At 38.5% G+C, this 14,714-nt stretch carries 13 protein-coding genes; 10 read left to right on the forward strand and 3 right to left on the reverse strand.

Annotation, left to right across the window (positions count from 1 at the left end):
* Nucleotides 1–66: 66 nt before the first annotated feature.
* Nucleotides 67–1,608 (reverse strand): M20/M25/M40 family metallo-hydrolase, encoded by a 1,542-nt coding sequence (locus tag ACOVO2_RS15700; RefSeq protein ID WP_421770887.1) that lies wholly within the window; start codon nucleotides 1,606–1,608, stop codon nucleotides 67–69.
* A 97-nt stretch (nucleotides 1,609–1,705) separates the two neighbouring features.
* On the opposite strand from ACOVO2_RS15700, the gene ACOVO2_RS15705 reads away from it, so the two are divergent.
* Both ACOVO2_RS15705 and ACOVO2_RS15710 read left to right on the forward strand, forming a co-directional pair.
* Nucleotides 1,706–2,548, forward strand: coding sequence for an aminoglycoside 6-adenylyltransferase (locus ACOVO2_RS15705; RefSeq protein WP_421770888.1), 843 nt, complete (start codon nucleotides 1,706–1,708; stop codon nucleotides 2,546–2,548).
* 86 nt (nucleotides 2,549–2,634) lie between these two features.
* Complete coding sequence (locus ACOVO2_RS15710; RefSeq protein WP_421770889.1) at nucleotides 2,635–3,093, forward strand: hypothetical protein; 459 nt, start codon at nucleotides 2,635–2,637, stop codon at nucleotides 3,091–3,093.
* Nucleotides 3,094–3,353: 260 nt separating this feature from the next.
* Here the strand turns inward: ACOVO2_RS15710 and ACOVO2_RS15715 are convergent, their stop codons facing one another.
* Both ACOVO2_RS15715 and ACOVO2_RS15720 read right to left on the reverse strand, forming a co-directional pair.
* Nucleotides 3,354–6,011 carry a TonB-dependent receptor gene (locus ACOVO2_RS15715; protein WP_421770890.1) on the reverse strand — a complete coding sequence of 886 codons (2,658 nt, stop codon included), beginning with the start codon at nucleotides 6,009–6,011 and terminating at the stop codon, nucleotides 3,354–3,356.
* 292 nt (nucleotides 6,012–6,303) lie between these two features.
* Complete coding sequence (locus ACOVO2_RS15720) at nucleotides 6,304–7,089, reverse strand: LytR/AlgR family response regulator transcription factor (RefSeq protein ID WP_421770891.1); 786 nt, start codon at nucleotides 7,087–7,089, stop codon at nucleotides 6,304–6,306.
* A gap of 161 nt (nucleotides 7,090–7,250) precedes the next feature.
* On the opposite strand from ACOVO2_RS15720, the gene ACOVO2_RS15725 reads away from it, so the two are divergent.
* From ACOVO2_RS15725 to ACOVO2_RS15760, 8 genes are all read left to right on the forward strand, one after another.
* Complete coding sequence (locus tag ACOVO2_RS15725; RefSeq protein WP_421770892.1) at nucleotides 7,251–8,660, forward strand: CotH kinase family protein; 1,410 nt, start codon at nucleotides 7,251–7,253, stop codon at nucleotides 8,658–8,660.
* Between the two features lie 197 nt (nucleotides 8,661–8,857).
* A complete protein-coding gene (locus ACOVO2_RS15730; RefSeq protein WP_421770893.1) occupies nucleotides 8,858–9,553 on the forward strand; it encodes a DUF6994 family protein in 696 nt (231 codons plus the stop codon).
* A 204-nt stretch (nucleotides 9,554–9,757) separates the two neighbouring features.
* Complete coding sequence (locus ACOVO2_RS15735) at nucleotides 9,758–10,507, forward strand: hypothetical protein (protein ID WP_421770894.1); 750 nt, start codon at nucleotides 9,758–9,760, stop codon at nucleotides 10,505–10,507.
* 173 nt (nucleotides 10,508–10,680) lie between these two features.
* Complete coding sequence (locus tag ACOVO2_RS15740; protein ID WP_421770895.1) at nucleotides 10,681–11,244, forward strand: Crp/Fnr family transcriptional regulator; 564 nt, start codon at nucleotides 10,681–10,683, stop codon at nucleotides 11,242–11,244.
* A 94-nt stretch (nucleotides 11,245–11,338) separates the two neighbouring features.
* The gene (locus ACOVO2_RS15745) at nucleotides 11,339–12,124 is read left to right on the forward strand and encodes a type 1 glutamine amidotransferase domain-containing protein (protein ID WP_421770896.1); all 786 of its coding nucleotides are present in this window, start codon (nucleotides 11,339–11,341) and stop codon (nucleotides 12,122–12,124) included.
* Between the two features lie 417 nt (nucleotides 12,125–12,541).
* On the forward strand, nucleotides 12,542–13,177 hold the full coding sequence (locus tag ACOVO2_RS15750; protein ID WP_421770897.1) for a peroxiredoxin: 636 nt from the start codon (nucleotides 12,542–12,544) through the stop codon (nucleotides 13,175–13,177).
* Nucleotides 13,178–13,417: 240 nt separating this feature from the next.
* Nucleotides 13,418–13,996, forward strand: coding sequence for a Crp/Fnr family transcriptional regulator (locus ACOVO2_RS15755; protein WP_421770898.1), 579 nt, complete (start codon nucleotides 13,418–13,420; stop codon nucleotides 13,994–13,996).
* A gap of 84 nt (nucleotides 13,997–14,080) precedes the next feature.
* Nucleotides 14,081–14,698, forward strand: coding sequence for a hypothetical protein (locus tag ACOVO2_RS15760; RefSeq protein WP_421770899.1), 618 nt, complete (start codon nucleotides 14,081–14,083; stop codon nucleotides 14,696–14,698).
* Nucleotides 14,699–14,714 lie beyond the last annotated feature (16 nt).

Consider the following 14,714-nt stretch of genomic DNA (forward strand, 5'->3'; position numbering starts at 1 on the left):
CGGCAATTGATTAACAAAAAACCTACGAGATATTATTTTAGACGACACATGTTCGTGATAAAGCTCTTATTTCTTTCTCGGTAATTTTTCGTCACGCATGGCAGCATTATAGACAAACGAAGCAACGATAGTTGCCGCTTGTTTCAAATCTTCTGGTTGAAGATGGTCATACGAATCCATGTTTGTGTGGTGCGTACGAGTGTTATACTCGATTTCATCTTGAATGAACTGAAAACCTGGGATACCAACACCCACAAATGAAAGGTGGTCAGTTCCGCCAGTGTTTCTAATCGTAACAGTTTTTGCTCCTAAATCATTGAAAGGCTCAAACCATTTCGTGAAAATCGGGCGACAAGCTTCGTTTCCTTGCAAATAAATTCCTCTGATTTTACCAGTTCCGTTATCAACATTAAAATAGGCAGCTACTTTCTCTCCTTCGGCATTGCTTTTCTTGGCATCGTTCGGGTCGGCTAAATGATTTTTTACATAATTTCTCGAACCAAAAAGCCCTTGTTCTTCACCACTCCAAAGAGCAATTCTGATAGTGCGACGTGGCTGAACACCCAAAGTTTTCAAAATTCTAACGGCCTCCAACATCACCGCCGAACCCGCAGCATTATCAGTTGCACCAGTCGAACTCTGCCACGAATCAAGGTGAGCACCCAACATTACAACTTCTTCTTTCAGTTTTGGGTCAGTGCCTTTAATTTCGGCCAAAACATTATAACCTTTCAAATCTTCGGTATAGAATTTTGTTTTTACATCTAACTCCAATTTTACTGGAATCCCCGCTTTTGTCAATCGGCAAAGCGATAGATAATCTTCCGCAGCAAGCATAATATCGAGCAAACCTTCGGGGTCAGTGGCTTTGTATGAACCTCCACTCGAAACGAACAAAGTACCATCTTTTCCTCTGGCACTCATGCTCAAAAGTGCCAAAGCACCTTCTTTTTTGGCCATATCTTTGGTTTTCGTAGAAAGCATGTTGTTTCTACGCATGGCCATCATCATTGAGCGGAAAGCCGTATCGGGTGCAGTAGTAGTAGTTAGTGTTGCGGCAGCCATTTTCTCCAATTCTTCGTCGGTATAACGGCTCGCATCTGGCTTGAAAGATGGCTGAATTTTATCGTTCTTGTAGAGCAAAATTACTTTGTCTTTTAGTTTTCCACGATAGTTTTCCAGACCGAGCGTATCGGTTTCATCAATCAATAAAATCTCGGCAGATTTTAATTTTCCCTTCGTGCCGGCCGTCCAAGTTTTAGGGTAGGCAATCAAAGGTCGGTAATAAGGAGCGGTCATGGCTACATAGCTTTTTGTAAGTTCCCAACCTTTCCCAAAATCGCCCCATGCTTCAAGTTTAGCATCTTCTAAGCCCCATTCGGTTAGTTTTCCTTTGGCATAATTGGCGGCTTTCATGTAGCCTGGCGAGCCTTGCAAACGTGGGCCGTTTACATCAGTCAAATGAAAAGCAATATCCATTACTTTTGAGTTTTGAAGCCCTTCTTGACGAATTTTCTTGGTTGTCTCTAAATCAACTTTCTCTTCTTGAGCATTGGCAATGCCCCACGAAAACATACTGAGAGCAACAAAAGGTAGGAGTTTTTTCATACAATATAGATGTGTTTAGTTTGTTGAGGGCTAAAGATATGGGTAATTATTCATGTGGTCAAAATTTTGAGATTAATGCGGTTTATAAAGCGATTAATTGAGCTTAAATATTGATTTGGAGTATATATTTTCTGTACCTTTGAAAGTAAACCTCTCTGATGATATGACCATACAGCAGCAATTTGCCCAAAACTGCGTGAGTACTCTCCGAAAAGACGAATCAGTGATTGGTCTGGCGGTGGCGGGTTCGTGGCTTACGAATGAAATGGATGAGTTTTCAGACCTTGATTTGGTTTTGGTAACGAAACAAAAAATCTCGCACGATAAATCGTTGATGATTAGTTATGCTCAGAAATTGGGTAATTTTTTGTCGGGTTTTACGGGCGAACACGTAGGTGAGCCACGAGTATTGATTTGCCTTTACGATAGTCCTTTACTACACGTAGATATTAAGTTTCTGACCATCGAAGAGTTTGCACATCGTATCGAAAACCCAGTTGTTTTACTCGATACCGACCGACAATTACAAAAAATTATTGAGCAGACAACTTATCAGTTTCCTTATCCAGACTATCAATGGCTCGAAGACCGTTTTTGGATTTGGGTGCATTATGCTCTTCTAAAAATCGGACGAGGAGAATACACCGAAGCTTTTGATTTTATGGGTTTCGTGCGAATGGTTGTTTTGGGACCTTTGTTGCACATCAAAAACGGTAATTTACCGAGAGGTGTGCGTAAAGTTGAAACACAATTATTGGCCGAAGATTTTGTGGCACTCCGAAATACAATTCCTGAATATAATAGAAAATCTCTTTTAGGAAGTTTGGCAAATGCAGTTGAACTTTATCGGAGTTTACGGGCAGAACTTTACACTGATACCGTTAATTTACAAATCTCCACTGAAACAAAAGTGATGGAGTATTTTGAGAAAATTAGATAAATTCTGCAAGGTTCGTGCGTAGGAACGTCCAAATTGGACGTTCTTGAGTAAATAATTGATAAATTTAAACTATTAAAAATTAAACAATGAAAAAATACTTCCCAGTTTTAATACTAACCTACCTCATAATGGCCTGTAACACGAATACAACTACTCAACAAGGCGACTCGCTCAAAGTTGAGCCAGCTCAAACCCCACCGCCAATGGTTGGCAATGATGCCGATGAACATGGTTGTAAAGCTTCGGCTGGATATAGATGGTCGGTTTTGAGAAATGAGTGTATCAGAATATTTGAAGCTGGCGTAAGATTAGACCCCGTAGCTAAAGACCTCGAACAATCGTTATCGGCTTTCGTAGTAAAAACTGATAGCAGCGACCAAGAAATAGAGCTTTTTGTGCCTTACGACGAGCAAACAATTATCGTAAAAAAAGAGGCTACCGATAAATGGAAAAATGATAAATATGTATTGACCAAGGCGAAAGATACTTACAGTATCGAAGATGCCAATAAGAAATTGCTTTATAAGGGAATGATAGAAAATTAATTTTGGCTTATATCGTAAAGAAATATGAGTTACCTCGAATTTTTCAAAAGACCTTGTGAGGCATTTTGCCAAATAGAATTTTGTAGAATTTGGTTCATTGCCGTCAGTTTTAACTGACGGAATCATATATAAAAACAAAACAAATGTGACTTTAGTCAAACGACATATTTTGACTAAAGTCACATTTGCTCATCTAAAAGTATCCGTCAGTTAAAACTGACGGCAATGAATAATTCAATTTTTCAGAGTCAACAAGTAACTCAATACTTCAAATCAAGCACCGCTCCAAAATAAACCATTCGGGTGATTGGTGCTGAGCCGTAAACCGTGATGGCATTAGCGTTTGTAAGGTTAGTCCCACCCAATTTGAAAGTTGTTTTGAGTGGTTTTGCGTGATAATTTACTTGTGCATCAAGCGTTCCGAAGGCCTTTATTTCGCCTTCATCAAATGGCATGAAGTAAGTATAAGTGTCAGTCCAACGATAATTTACTGAGTACGTTAAGTCTTTCTTTATCAAACCATTAACTCCTAAATTAAACTTATGCTTTGGTGTATTGAAGCCTGCAATCAGACCTTTAATATCCGATATTTTCGACCAAGTGTAGTTTCCGTATAAACTTATATTTTTATTTAAACGATAATCTAAACTTACGAAAGCCCCTTGTGTAGTTACTGGTTTATCAAAATTCGCCCAAGTCTGAATGAGTCTTCCACGAGTACGGTCGCCAACGGGTTTTATCCAATCGCCTGACCTCGTTGTGTTAGTCGCTGGGTTGGTTGCAAAATTTCCTTCGGGCATTTGTCCATCTTCACGCCCTTGAAAACGCACGATTCCGATAAAACCATTGTACAAGCTTCTATAATAACTCAAATCAATTTGTAAATCTTTGGTGAGTAAGGCTTTATAACCCACTTCCCACGAATTCATTTTTTCGGGAGCGAGTTTCTTTACTTCATACGCCGCCGTTCCTGCTGAGTTTAAACCTTTAAAGCCATTTTGCGTATTCCCGATGAGCAAAATACTGCCGTAATCTAAATAAATATATTGGTCGAGTTGGGCTGGAGCTCGGAAAGCAGTCGAGTAATTAGCTCTAAAATTATGTCGTCCAGAAGCATAAACTGCCGAGATTCTTGGCGATAATTTTGTATCAAAATTCTTAAAAGCATCGAGTCGAGTAGCGGCGGCCAGCGTTAGTTTTTCATCGAAAAGTTTTTGTTGAATTTGTCCGTAAATACCTGATTCCCAGTTTATTATTTCGTCTCTTTGCTCGGTGTTTAATGGCGAATAAATACCGTCAGAAAGTAAGGTTCCTGCCGATTTTAGAATGTATTTTCGGTATGCTCCACCAACTACCACATTGGTGGTTTTGAAACGAAACTCACGTTGTGCCGAAAAATCAATATTACGAGCAGTATTTGTAAATGCCGCTCCTTTGATAGTCGAGCCATTTACTTTTAAATCACCTACGCCATTGGCCACTTGTTGCGTTACACGCTCAAAAACTGTCGGCACAGATGCACCTTGCACTTGCTTGATTTGCAGATTTTGTGTCAAATCAAAAGCCAATTTTGCAGCATTTTCAATGCTTTGTCCGCCTTGAATTGTTGGTAAAGTAAAAACCGCTGGAGCAACTGAATTGACTAACTCTGGCACATAAACTCCTGCCAAATTTCCGCCAGCAAAACCATTACCACGAGCGGCAGCAAAAATCTGATTCCAAGCACTGAAATAGTTGGCCGCAACAGTTGGGTAGGTTCCCAGAGCAGGGTCTGCTAATCGCATATTTTGGAGGGCATTGGCCACACCACCAATTTCGTAGGCTTTTCCGCCATAATCAAACATTGAGTAAGCACGCACAAACCAGCGGTCGTTTTTAATCTCGAATTTGTGCAAGTCATATTGCATTTCTCGCCAAGCAAAGCGGCTTGTACTTTGAAAAATACCATTTCCGATTGATTTACGGTATTCGTAAGAAGCCCTCGTGCGTTCGTTGATTTTGAAATGAAGTGATGGATTCAAACGTAAATTTCCTGCTTTAAAATCTCCACCAAAACCAAATCTTTTACCATCGTTTACGGTCAAAATTTCACTTTCTTTGAAACCTGGCATATAAATTCGGTAGGGTTTTCCATCATTATATTTTGTAAAATCTGGGTTCGTAATCGTAGAACCAACATCTCCAAAATAGTTGAGTTTATTCCAACCAAAAGGTGAGCCATAAGCATTGTTTAAGGCATCAGAGCCCGCCAAACCACCTTCGGTCATGGCTTTGATAGCAGCATCAGATTCGCCCAAAAACTCATCGGCCGAAATGAAATTGGCATTGAGTTTGAAGGCAAAACGCTTGGCAAAAACTTGTGCATAACGCAATTGGGTATCGAATAAAAGACGTGAACCTCCACGCACCGAAACCGTAACGCCTTGATGTTTAAAAGGGTCTTTTGAGTTCATCAAAATTACACCATTCAATGCCCCCGAACCATACAAAGCTGAATTTGCTCCGTAAATGACTTCGATATTATCAATGTCGAGTTCGGGCGTTCCCATCCAATTTCCGCCATAAAGCGATGAAGTTGGAGACATAAATTCCACATTATCAGCAAGTTGAAGTAATCGCTCAGCTTTTCCGCTATTGAAACCCCTTGTGCTGAGACTTGTCACAAACAAACTCGACTGACTGACATCAATGCCTTTGTAGCGAGCCAACGAAGAAATCAACTCTATGCTCGGAGAATTTTGTAATTGCAAGGCCGAAACCTTTGTAACCGAAACTGGGGCTTTAAAAATACTTTCTTCGATACGAGAAGCCGAAACCACGACTTCGTTGAGATTCTGAACGCTATCAAGCTGAGCCGATGCTCGAAAAGATAGCAATGTGACTAAAATACTGCTAAAAATTGTAAATGTTTTTTTCATTTTTCGTTGGTTTGTTATACTTAGTTTCCCCCGTGCGACGCAGGGTTGATTGGTTCTATTTTGTTTTAATTTCTCCTCCTTTTTTCAAGGAGGAGTACCCTCAAAAAGCACATTTTTCATGTGTTTTTTGAGGGGGAGGTGGTAAACATTGGTAGTGAAAATTGCAAAAATCAAATTCTACGCAACAAACCACCCCGACTGGGCGTCCCCGTCCGACTTCGTCAGGACACCCCTCCTTGAAAAAAGGAGCGACCGTCGCACGGGGGAAATTTCACTTCACTGATTGTCTAATTTACTCCTCAATCCATTTCTTAAACTGGGCGGCGTTTTCTTGGCTGATACTTACTTCGGCTTTGGCGAGGTGCAGGAGTTCGAGGGCAATTTTGCCTTTGAACGAAGGTTTAAAACTCAGAATGGCATCAATATGTACAATAAATTTGCGATTTACCCGAAAAAACTCTCGACTCGGCAACTCAATTTCGAGTTCGCTCAGGCTACGTTCTACGGTGTAGCGTTCGCCCATTCGGTCTATCAAAAATACAATTCTTGATTCGGTATAAATAAACGCAATATCTTTGGTTGAAACCACATAATAGTTTGTGCCTTTCTTGGCAATCAGGCGGTCTTTCTGAAAAGCAGATTTTGTTATTCTTAAATTGTTTTCGGCCGAAAAACGCTTCAAAAAATGCAATTTCAATGCTTCATACTTCTCCAAAACCCGATTTACTTCTTCCTTTCCTATTGGTTTTCTAAGATAATCAATGGCATTATAGTGCATTGATTGCGACCAATATTTATCATAAGCCGACATAAATACAACCGGAAAACTTGGTAGTGATTCTTGGAATATTTCAAAAATCAGCCCATCCCTTAATTCTACTTCGCACAGAGCCAAATCATACAAAACTCCTCCATTGAGTGCTGTTCTTAGTTCTTCGTTTGTTTGACAAAACTCAATGCTACCCATAGGAAAATACTCAGCCAAAACTTGCGTTAGTAGCTTTGCCTGATTCTCATCGTGTTCGACCAAAAGAATATTCATGGCAATTTGAGTAGTTAGATTTCCGTTTTCGTGCAATGATTTTCGGGCTTGGCGAAATAAAATTTGCGTGACAAAATTACAGAGAACAAATTAGATTACAGGCATTTCAAGATTTTTCGCAAGTTTTTCGTCCAAAAAGCATCAAAACAACTATTCCTTGTAAACTTTCGTCTATCGAATAAAACTGAACACCATTTATGAAACCTATCAAAATATTGCTTACCGCCACAAGTCTGTGGCTTTTGGTTGCTTGTGTAAAAAATGCCGAAACCATTACGCCTTCCAACTCAAACCCCGACTGGTCGACCGAGAGCCACAGCAATGATGCCGACCCAAACTATACAGTCATTTTTCCGCAAGATAAAGTCAATACGCTCGAGATAAGCATGACTACGGCCGACTGGACAGCTCTCAAAGCTGACATGGCAGCCAAAGGGAAAGGTACTTTTGGCTCAGGAGGAACTACACAAGGCGGGGGCGGTGCAGTTGGTGGAGGCGGTGCAGTTGGCGGAGGAAATGTTGGTGGAGGAGCAGCCCCTTCGTTTGGAGAAGATGCAGACTACATCCCTGTCACGATGAAATTTAATGGCAAGGAATGGCGTAAAGTTGGATTTAGACCAAAAGGTAATTCGACTTTAAATGCCACTTGGCGAGCAGGTATTTATAAGTTTCCGTTTCGCCTAAAAATGGATGAGTTTGAGGATAAATATCCCGAAATCAACGACCAACGTTTTTATGGTTTCAAAGAGCTCTCAATGGGTGCGGGTGTAAAAGATAACTCATTGATTAGAGATAAAGTAACAGCCGATATTTTTAGAATGGCTGGGATTCCTACCGCTCAAACGGCGTTCTATAAAGTTTACATTGATTTTGGCGAAGGAAAAAAATATTGTGGGGTTTATACGATGATTGAAATTATTGATGATTCGATGATAAAAAGCCAGTTTGGTAGTAAAAGTGGTAATATTTACAAGCCCGAATCAACTTTTCAGACGTTCAATCAAGCTAATTTTGAGAAAAAAAACAATGAAACCGCTGCCGATTGGAGCGATGTGCAGGCAAGTATCAAGGCTCTGAACGACCCGATTCGTACATCAAATCCAGCACAATGGCGAAGCAATTTAGATGCGGTTTTCAATACCGACCATTTTATCAAGTGGTTGGCGGTCAATTCTACACTCGTCAATTGGGATACTTACGGAGGCATGGCACACAACCATTATTTATACAATGACCCTACTAAAAAACTCACTTGGATTCCGTGGGATAATAACGAAGCCCTGACCTCACAGGTGCGTGTGCAGCTTTCGTTGGCGGGTGTGGGCAATAACTGGCCTTTGATTAATTATGTGGCAAATGACCCCGTTTATTATGCCAAATACAAGGCTTACGTAAAAGAATTCAATGATAATGTGTTTACTACCAGCAAAATGAATGAGATTTTTGATAAAGCCACCAACCTCATTACACCTTATGTAAATGGTACTGAAAAGGAAGTAGCACCCTATTCAAACCTCACGAATACCGCCAGTTTTACGGCCGCTTTGCCGATTTTAAAACAGCATGTTGTGAGTAGAAATCAGGCGGTTAATGCGTTTTTGAAGTAAGAAAAGTTGATTTTTGAGAACCATTAAGTTGCGAAATTTGTACATTAAATTTCGCAACTTGATGGTTTTTTATGGATAAAAATTTGTCAATTTGTATCTTGTTAGAAACACTGTGAGTTAAAAGTACTACAAAACTTTTGTATATTTGGGAGTTACTGGCAAGCGTAGGAAGACTGCAACAGACAAATTGAAATCTAGTGAACACAACAGAATTAATTGACATAAATTTTGACTTTCGGCAAGACAGTAAATGTGGAGACCCAGACACTGACAGCCCAAAACTGTATGAAGCACACAAACAACTATGGGGCAAATCGTTGCCAAACGGACAGACCTTTATTTTAGAAATTAAAGGTGACAGTTACGGCAGACTGCTTATAAAGAATAATGTTTATATGAGTTTGTCAAGCGACAGAATGTGTCCGCATTTTGACGGCAAATACAATAACAAATTTGACGGTTGGCTTTCAGTTGAAGAACGAGAAGAACTGAAACATAAGGTGCGGACAATCGGTGGACACATAGTTTTTCCTGCACATAAAAAGAATGGGCTCACAATTAATCAAGCCAGAGGCGTAAGCAGAATAATATGTGATAGGTTTGACTTGACATTAGAGTGCATAAGACGTTTTTACTTTGACAAAGAAAGTCCTCTCACAAAAACATTTACAAATTATAAAGACTTCTTCGACCTTTTTGTTGACTTCAAAGGTTACGTTGACTTTTTTCACTTACAAGACTTTGTTAACTCACAAGACCAAGTTGAATTTTCATTACCATTTGACAATTTCAACAGACCACCTTTGCCGCAAACAATTGACGAGTATAAAAAATATAAAGACCATATATTACATTTGGTAACAAGTAGAAATGAAAGAGTTTTTAAAGCATAAGCTAACTGTAACGGTGGATAGAAAACTTGAAAATAGTGAGAAGAACGCCAGCCAGTAACACGGGTTTTGCGTCAGGCGGGCTGACGTGCAAACTTGAAGTTTTGTGCTACAATTGAACTTTAGTAATAAATTGGGTATTTGTGCAAGGAAATCCGCCCGTCGCAAAGCCCTATTCGTTAGTGGCAAGCAAAACAGACAGTTCGTATGGCAAGTATCTCAACGAAAAATTTATCTAAAATTCCTGACATTGAAACACTGAAACGACTTTGTAAATCATTGGCGACATTGGACGCAATAATTTGCAGAGAATGGGAATTTAGATATTATTCTTATGACAAAAATTGGGACAAAGCAAAAGGCGAAGAGTATTTTGAAATGCGAAATGGTTCAGGAGATGAATTCCATATTTTATTCTGTAAAGACGGCTGTGTAATTAATGGACAAGCACACGAAAGTGAAATGTGTAATTGGACAGAAATTGAAACTCAACCAAAAACACTCAAAGGAAAACTTTCAAGCCTTTTGGGAAAAACAGAAAAAGAATTAGTACAAACAATTTGGAAAGGTGTAGTTGACGAATTGCCAAAAGAATTTCACGAATTTATATTTGGCGAACCTATAAAATCAAAAGGAACAACTTTTTGCATTTGGCGACTTAACACTGACAATAAATGGAACATTGGTAATATCAACTTTCCAAATGACGAATATGGTGACGGAAGTGAAGATCTTATTTACATTTTAGACAACGCACCTAAAACATATAAAAAATGGGCAACAGAATATTATGAAGAAACCTTTGAAGAAAGAAAACTCAATTTAGAAGTTGTAAAACAGATTTACGAACACAAACCAATTACAAAAAAAATAATAGAACAATTAAATCCTGAATTAGATGACATAGACGAACTTAAAAATGACCTTGATGAAATTGGATACGAATACGAGATTTAAAAAGTTGCCAGTCACTATCATCGGTTTAGCAATATGGCGGCCGAAGTGCTTCTATGAAGCATTTGTACAAAGTTGAACTAAAGTAATTCTATTCAACTTTAGTGCTGAAAATCCGCCACCTTCGCCAAGCCCTATTCGTTGTAGGCCATTTTAATAGACAGACTATAAGCAAGATGAGTGAAATACTTAGACAACAAATAGAAAAAATTACGCCATTGACGGACAAGGAATTTGATTACATTCTTTCTCACTTTACTACAAAAAAATTAAAGAAGCATCAATTTTTAATTCAAGAGGGTGATTTAGTTCAGAATGACCATTTTGTAATAAAGGGTCTGCTGAAAGCATACTACGTAAATCAAGATGGAAAAGAGCATATCATGCAGTTTGCTATGGAAGATTGGTGGATAACTGATTATCAAGCCTACTTCAACCAAACAAAGTCTATGCTCAATATTGACTGCATTGAAGCCACAGAGGTACTGTGCCTATCTCTCCATAATCGAGAAAAACTTTGTGCTGATATGCATAAGATTGAGCATTTCTTCAGAAAGAAATCCAATTCGGGCTATGTGGCATTACAGCGTCGGATACTTTCTTTATTAAATAGCAATGCAAAAGAACGATATGAGCAACTACTCCAACAGTATCCAACACTTTTCCAGAGAGTCCCGAAAACCTTAATAGCTTCTTACTTAGGTGTTTCAAGAGAAACACTCAGCCGATTTTCTGCTTAGTGTGATATACATCACATCAAACTTGTGATTTACCTCCTGTGTCAAGATTGACAATGTTCCGAATTTTGCATCATCAAATTAAATGAATGAAGCAATGAACAAAGTATTTAAAAACATCTTGGCAGGAATTATGGTAATTGCAGGTTGCACCATTTTTCTTGGATTAAATCAAGCAACTGCACAAACTTTAAATTCAAAGAAAATGAGTAAGAAAATTTTATTTGTGGTTACAAGCCACGACAAACTGGGAGAAACAGGCGAAGCAACTGGTTATTATTTGGGTGAAGTAACTCATCCATGGGCTGTCTTGGCTGATGCCGGCTACGAAATTGATTTTGTGAGTCCTAAAGGCGGAAATCCTCCTTATTATGGAGCAAACAATGAAGACCCGATTAATCAAAGATTTTTGGCAGATAAGAAATATCAAGCTAAAATTCAAAACACAATGAAGCCGTCGGAAGTAAACTCGGCTGATTACGTGGCCATTTTATATGCTGGCGGACACGGAACGATGTGGGATTTCGCAGACAATGCCGAGCTTGCCATAATTGCACAGAAAATTTACGAAAATAATGGTATTGTAAGTGCGGTTTGCCATGGACCAGCCGGTTTAGTAAACATCAAACTCAGCAATGGAAAGTATTTGGTTGATGGTAAAAGAATCAATGCCTTTACGAATGAAGAAGAAATTGCAGTGAAACTCGAAAATGTTGTGCCATTTAGTTTGGAGACAAAACTAATTGAACGTGGAGCAAAGTTTGAGAAATCGGGATTATGGCAATCTCATGTAACTATCGACCAAAGAGTAGTAACTGGTCAAAATCCTCAATCGGCACACGGAGTCGGTGAGGCCGTCCTTAAAGAGCTTCAAAAGTTGTAAGTAACTTCAATATCCAGAATAGGCAACAGTTTATGTTGCCTATTCTTTTTTACAAACTATATTGAACAGACTGTAATTAACGTTAAGTTTTGGATTATGAGTATTGCATAGTATCTGTTATCAGAAGCATTTAGAAATATAGGGAAATGCTCTGTGTGAGTTAAATATCGGCAGAAAGATTCGCATGTTTTTCTGCCAATATTCAGTCTCTTGGGAGCAAACTCTACTCACTTTAATCCCGAACTCACGTTTAATTTTAGTTAATATAGGTTTGATTTATTGTGCATTTTAACTAAAATTGTACTATACGATTTTTCTGTTCGAAAAAACAACAATTAAGATTTGCTACAGACTTTTGTATATTTGGTAGTTGGTGGCTACTCATCCTAGATATTCTTATTATAAACCATAGAAAATATGAAACAAGATTTATTGATAAAATTTCCCCTCAGTTTGCTTTTGATTTTAAGCTTGATGAGCACTTTTGGGCAGACACCATCATACGAAAATTTACCGGCAAACTTACCAATCCCGGTTGATGACGGAGCTTGTGTTCACTTGCTTGGTAAACAAATTCCGAGCATTAAACTTTCTTCAACAAACAACACAAAAGAAAACCTAAAAGACTTGAAAGGACGAGTAGTAATTTACTGCTATCCAATGACAGGAAAACCTGGCGTCAAACTTCCTGATGGTTGGGACCAAATTCCAGGGGCAAGGGGTTGCACACCTCAGTCTTGTTCTTTCAGAGACCATTTTGACGAATTACAAAAATTGAACACAAAAGTTTTTGGACTTAGCACTCAGACCACAGATTATCAAAAAGAAGTTAAAGACCGCTTACATTTACCCTTTGATTTATTAAGCGACAAAGATCTTGATTTTGCAAATTCATTACGTCTTCCACTTTTCTCAGTGGATAACATGAACTTAATAAAACGAGTGACGCTAATAGTTGACGAGGGGAAAATTGTGAAATACTTTTATCCAGTTTTTCCACCAGATAAAAACGTCGACCAAGTGATTGAATGGTTAAAAAACAACCCAAAGTAAAGCTTAAACAAGATAAGTAGCTACCAACATTGTATAAAAAAGGTATGTACGGAAGGAGTTGGACAAGAGTAATCAACTTTTGCACCGTCGAATTGAATCCTATGAACGGGGTCGCTTGTACAACAGGAATAAAACCTGACACCAGTTACAAGTGGATGCGTTCCAAATGCCCCTTCTTCAAAAATAAAAATACTTTTCCGTTGTAGGCAAGTATAATACACACCAGCAATAACAAAAAACATGAAAAACCTATTATTTGATTTCATTGCAAAATACATTTCTCTGACCGAAGAAGAGAAGAACGCAATCATTTCTACTGATATATTCCGCACGGTAAAGAAGGGTACGGTTTTACTCAAAGAAGGACAAAAATCGAAAGAAAGCTATTTTGTTTTGAAAGGCTGTATTCGGGCGTACTATGTATTAGATGGTGATGAAAAAACTACTGCTTTCTATACCGAAATGGAAGCATTTACACCGCCTTGCGTTATCAACAAAACACCGTCTGAATATTATGTGGCTTGTACTGAAGATAGTATTATTACAGTTTCAGATGCTGATATGGAGGTAGAAATCAACAGTAAATTTCCGAAGTTTGAAATCATGTGCAGGCTATTGTCGGAAGAATTACTGGCTAAACAGCGAATAGATTTCGATGAGTTTAAGACTTCTTCACCCGAACAACGTTATCTCAACTTAATACAAAAAAGACCAGACCTCATTCAGCGTGTTCCGCAGCACCAACTGGCGAGTTATTTGGGTATCAAACCTCAATCATTAAGCAGGCTTCGAGCAAGAATCGTTGAAAAAAGAAGTTAGAACGTGTTTCTTAACTTAAGTGAACGAGATTGGGTAATTCCTCAATCTACTTTTGCATATCGTTTAACATCAATTAAAACCGATATGCAAAATAAAATTTTATTGCTCGCTTTGACCTTACTAATGGCAGGTAATCTACAAGTGAATGCACAAGATTCTACACAAAATAGCACCTACAAAAAGTGGTTTGTTGGGAGTACACTCTATTTGTTAGGAAATTTAGATAAAACAAACAACCCTGAGTATATCCAATTAAATGTTGGCTATAGAATAACCCCTAAAGATGTCATTTCTCTTCGATTCAAACGCTCCATTTATGCTTGGCCAATTGGTATTCCTTTCGGGCCATCATTCGATAAACCAGGTCTGAACTATCCTGGTCATGCCCGCATACTTGCACCAACATTGGGTTATCAACGTTTTTGGTGGAAAGGAGCCTACACATCAGTACAAGCCTTGAATGCTTTTGAAAAATATATGGATGAGAATAATAAAAAGATTGGCAATGGTTACACGCTATATCTGGACTTTTATTTAGGTTATCATTTTAAGTTTTTTAAAAATCGCTTCTTTTTTGAACCAGCTATCGGAATTAGTTATTGGCCTGTAAGAACCAATGTCCCTGCATCTTTTATAGCAGTAGAACAACGATGGAATAATTACTTCATCCAACCTGGGTTTGATTTTGGGTTTAAGTTTTAATCAATAGTTTTTTTCT

This window comes from Emticicia sp., from assembly GCF_049241225.1.
Classification (GTDB): domain Bacteria; phylum Bacteroidota; class Bacteroidia; order Cytophagales; family Spirosomataceae; genus Emticicia.

Coding starts and splice junctions, on each gene's coding strand:
- ACOVO2_RS15750 (WP_421770897.1), top strand. CDS start 12,542: ATGAAACAAGATTTATTGATAAAATTTCCCCTCAGTTTGCTTTTGATT.
- ACOVO2_RS15710 (WP_421770889.1), top strand. CDS start 2,635: ATGAAAAAATACTTCCCAGTTTTAATACTAACCTACCTCATAATGGCC.
- ACOVO2_RS15725 (WP_421770892.1), top strand. CDS start 7,251: ATGAAACCTATCAAAATATTGCTTACCGCCACAAGTCTGTGGCTTTTG.
- ACOVO2_RS15755 (WP_421770898.1), top strand. CDS start 13,418: ATGAAAAACCTATTATTTGATTTCATTGCAAAATACATTTCTCTGACC.
- ACOVO2_RS15745 (WP_421770896.1), top strand. CDS start 11,339: ATGAACAAAGTATTTAAAAACATCTTGGCAGGAATTATGGTAATTGCA.
- ACOVO2_RS15700 (WP_421770887.1), bottom strand. CDS start 1,608: ATGAAAAAACTCCTACCTTTTGTTGCTCTCAGTATGTTTTCGTGGGGC.
- ACOVO2_RS15740 (WP_421770895.1), top strand. CDS start 10,681: ATGAGTGAAATACTTAGACAACAAATAGAAAAAATTACGCCATTGACG.
- ACOVO2_RS15735 (WP_421770894.1), top strand. CDS start 9,758: ATGGCAAGTATCTCAACGAAAAATTTATCTAAAATTCCTGACATTGAA.
- ACOVO2_RS15760 (WP_421770899.1), top strand. CDS start 14,081: ATGCAAAATAAAATTTTATTGCTCGCTTTGACCTTACTAATGGCAGGT.
- ACOVO2_RS15715 (WP_421770890.1), bottom strand. CDS start 6,011: ATGAAAAAAACATTTACAATTTTTAGCAGTATTTTAGTCACATTGCTA.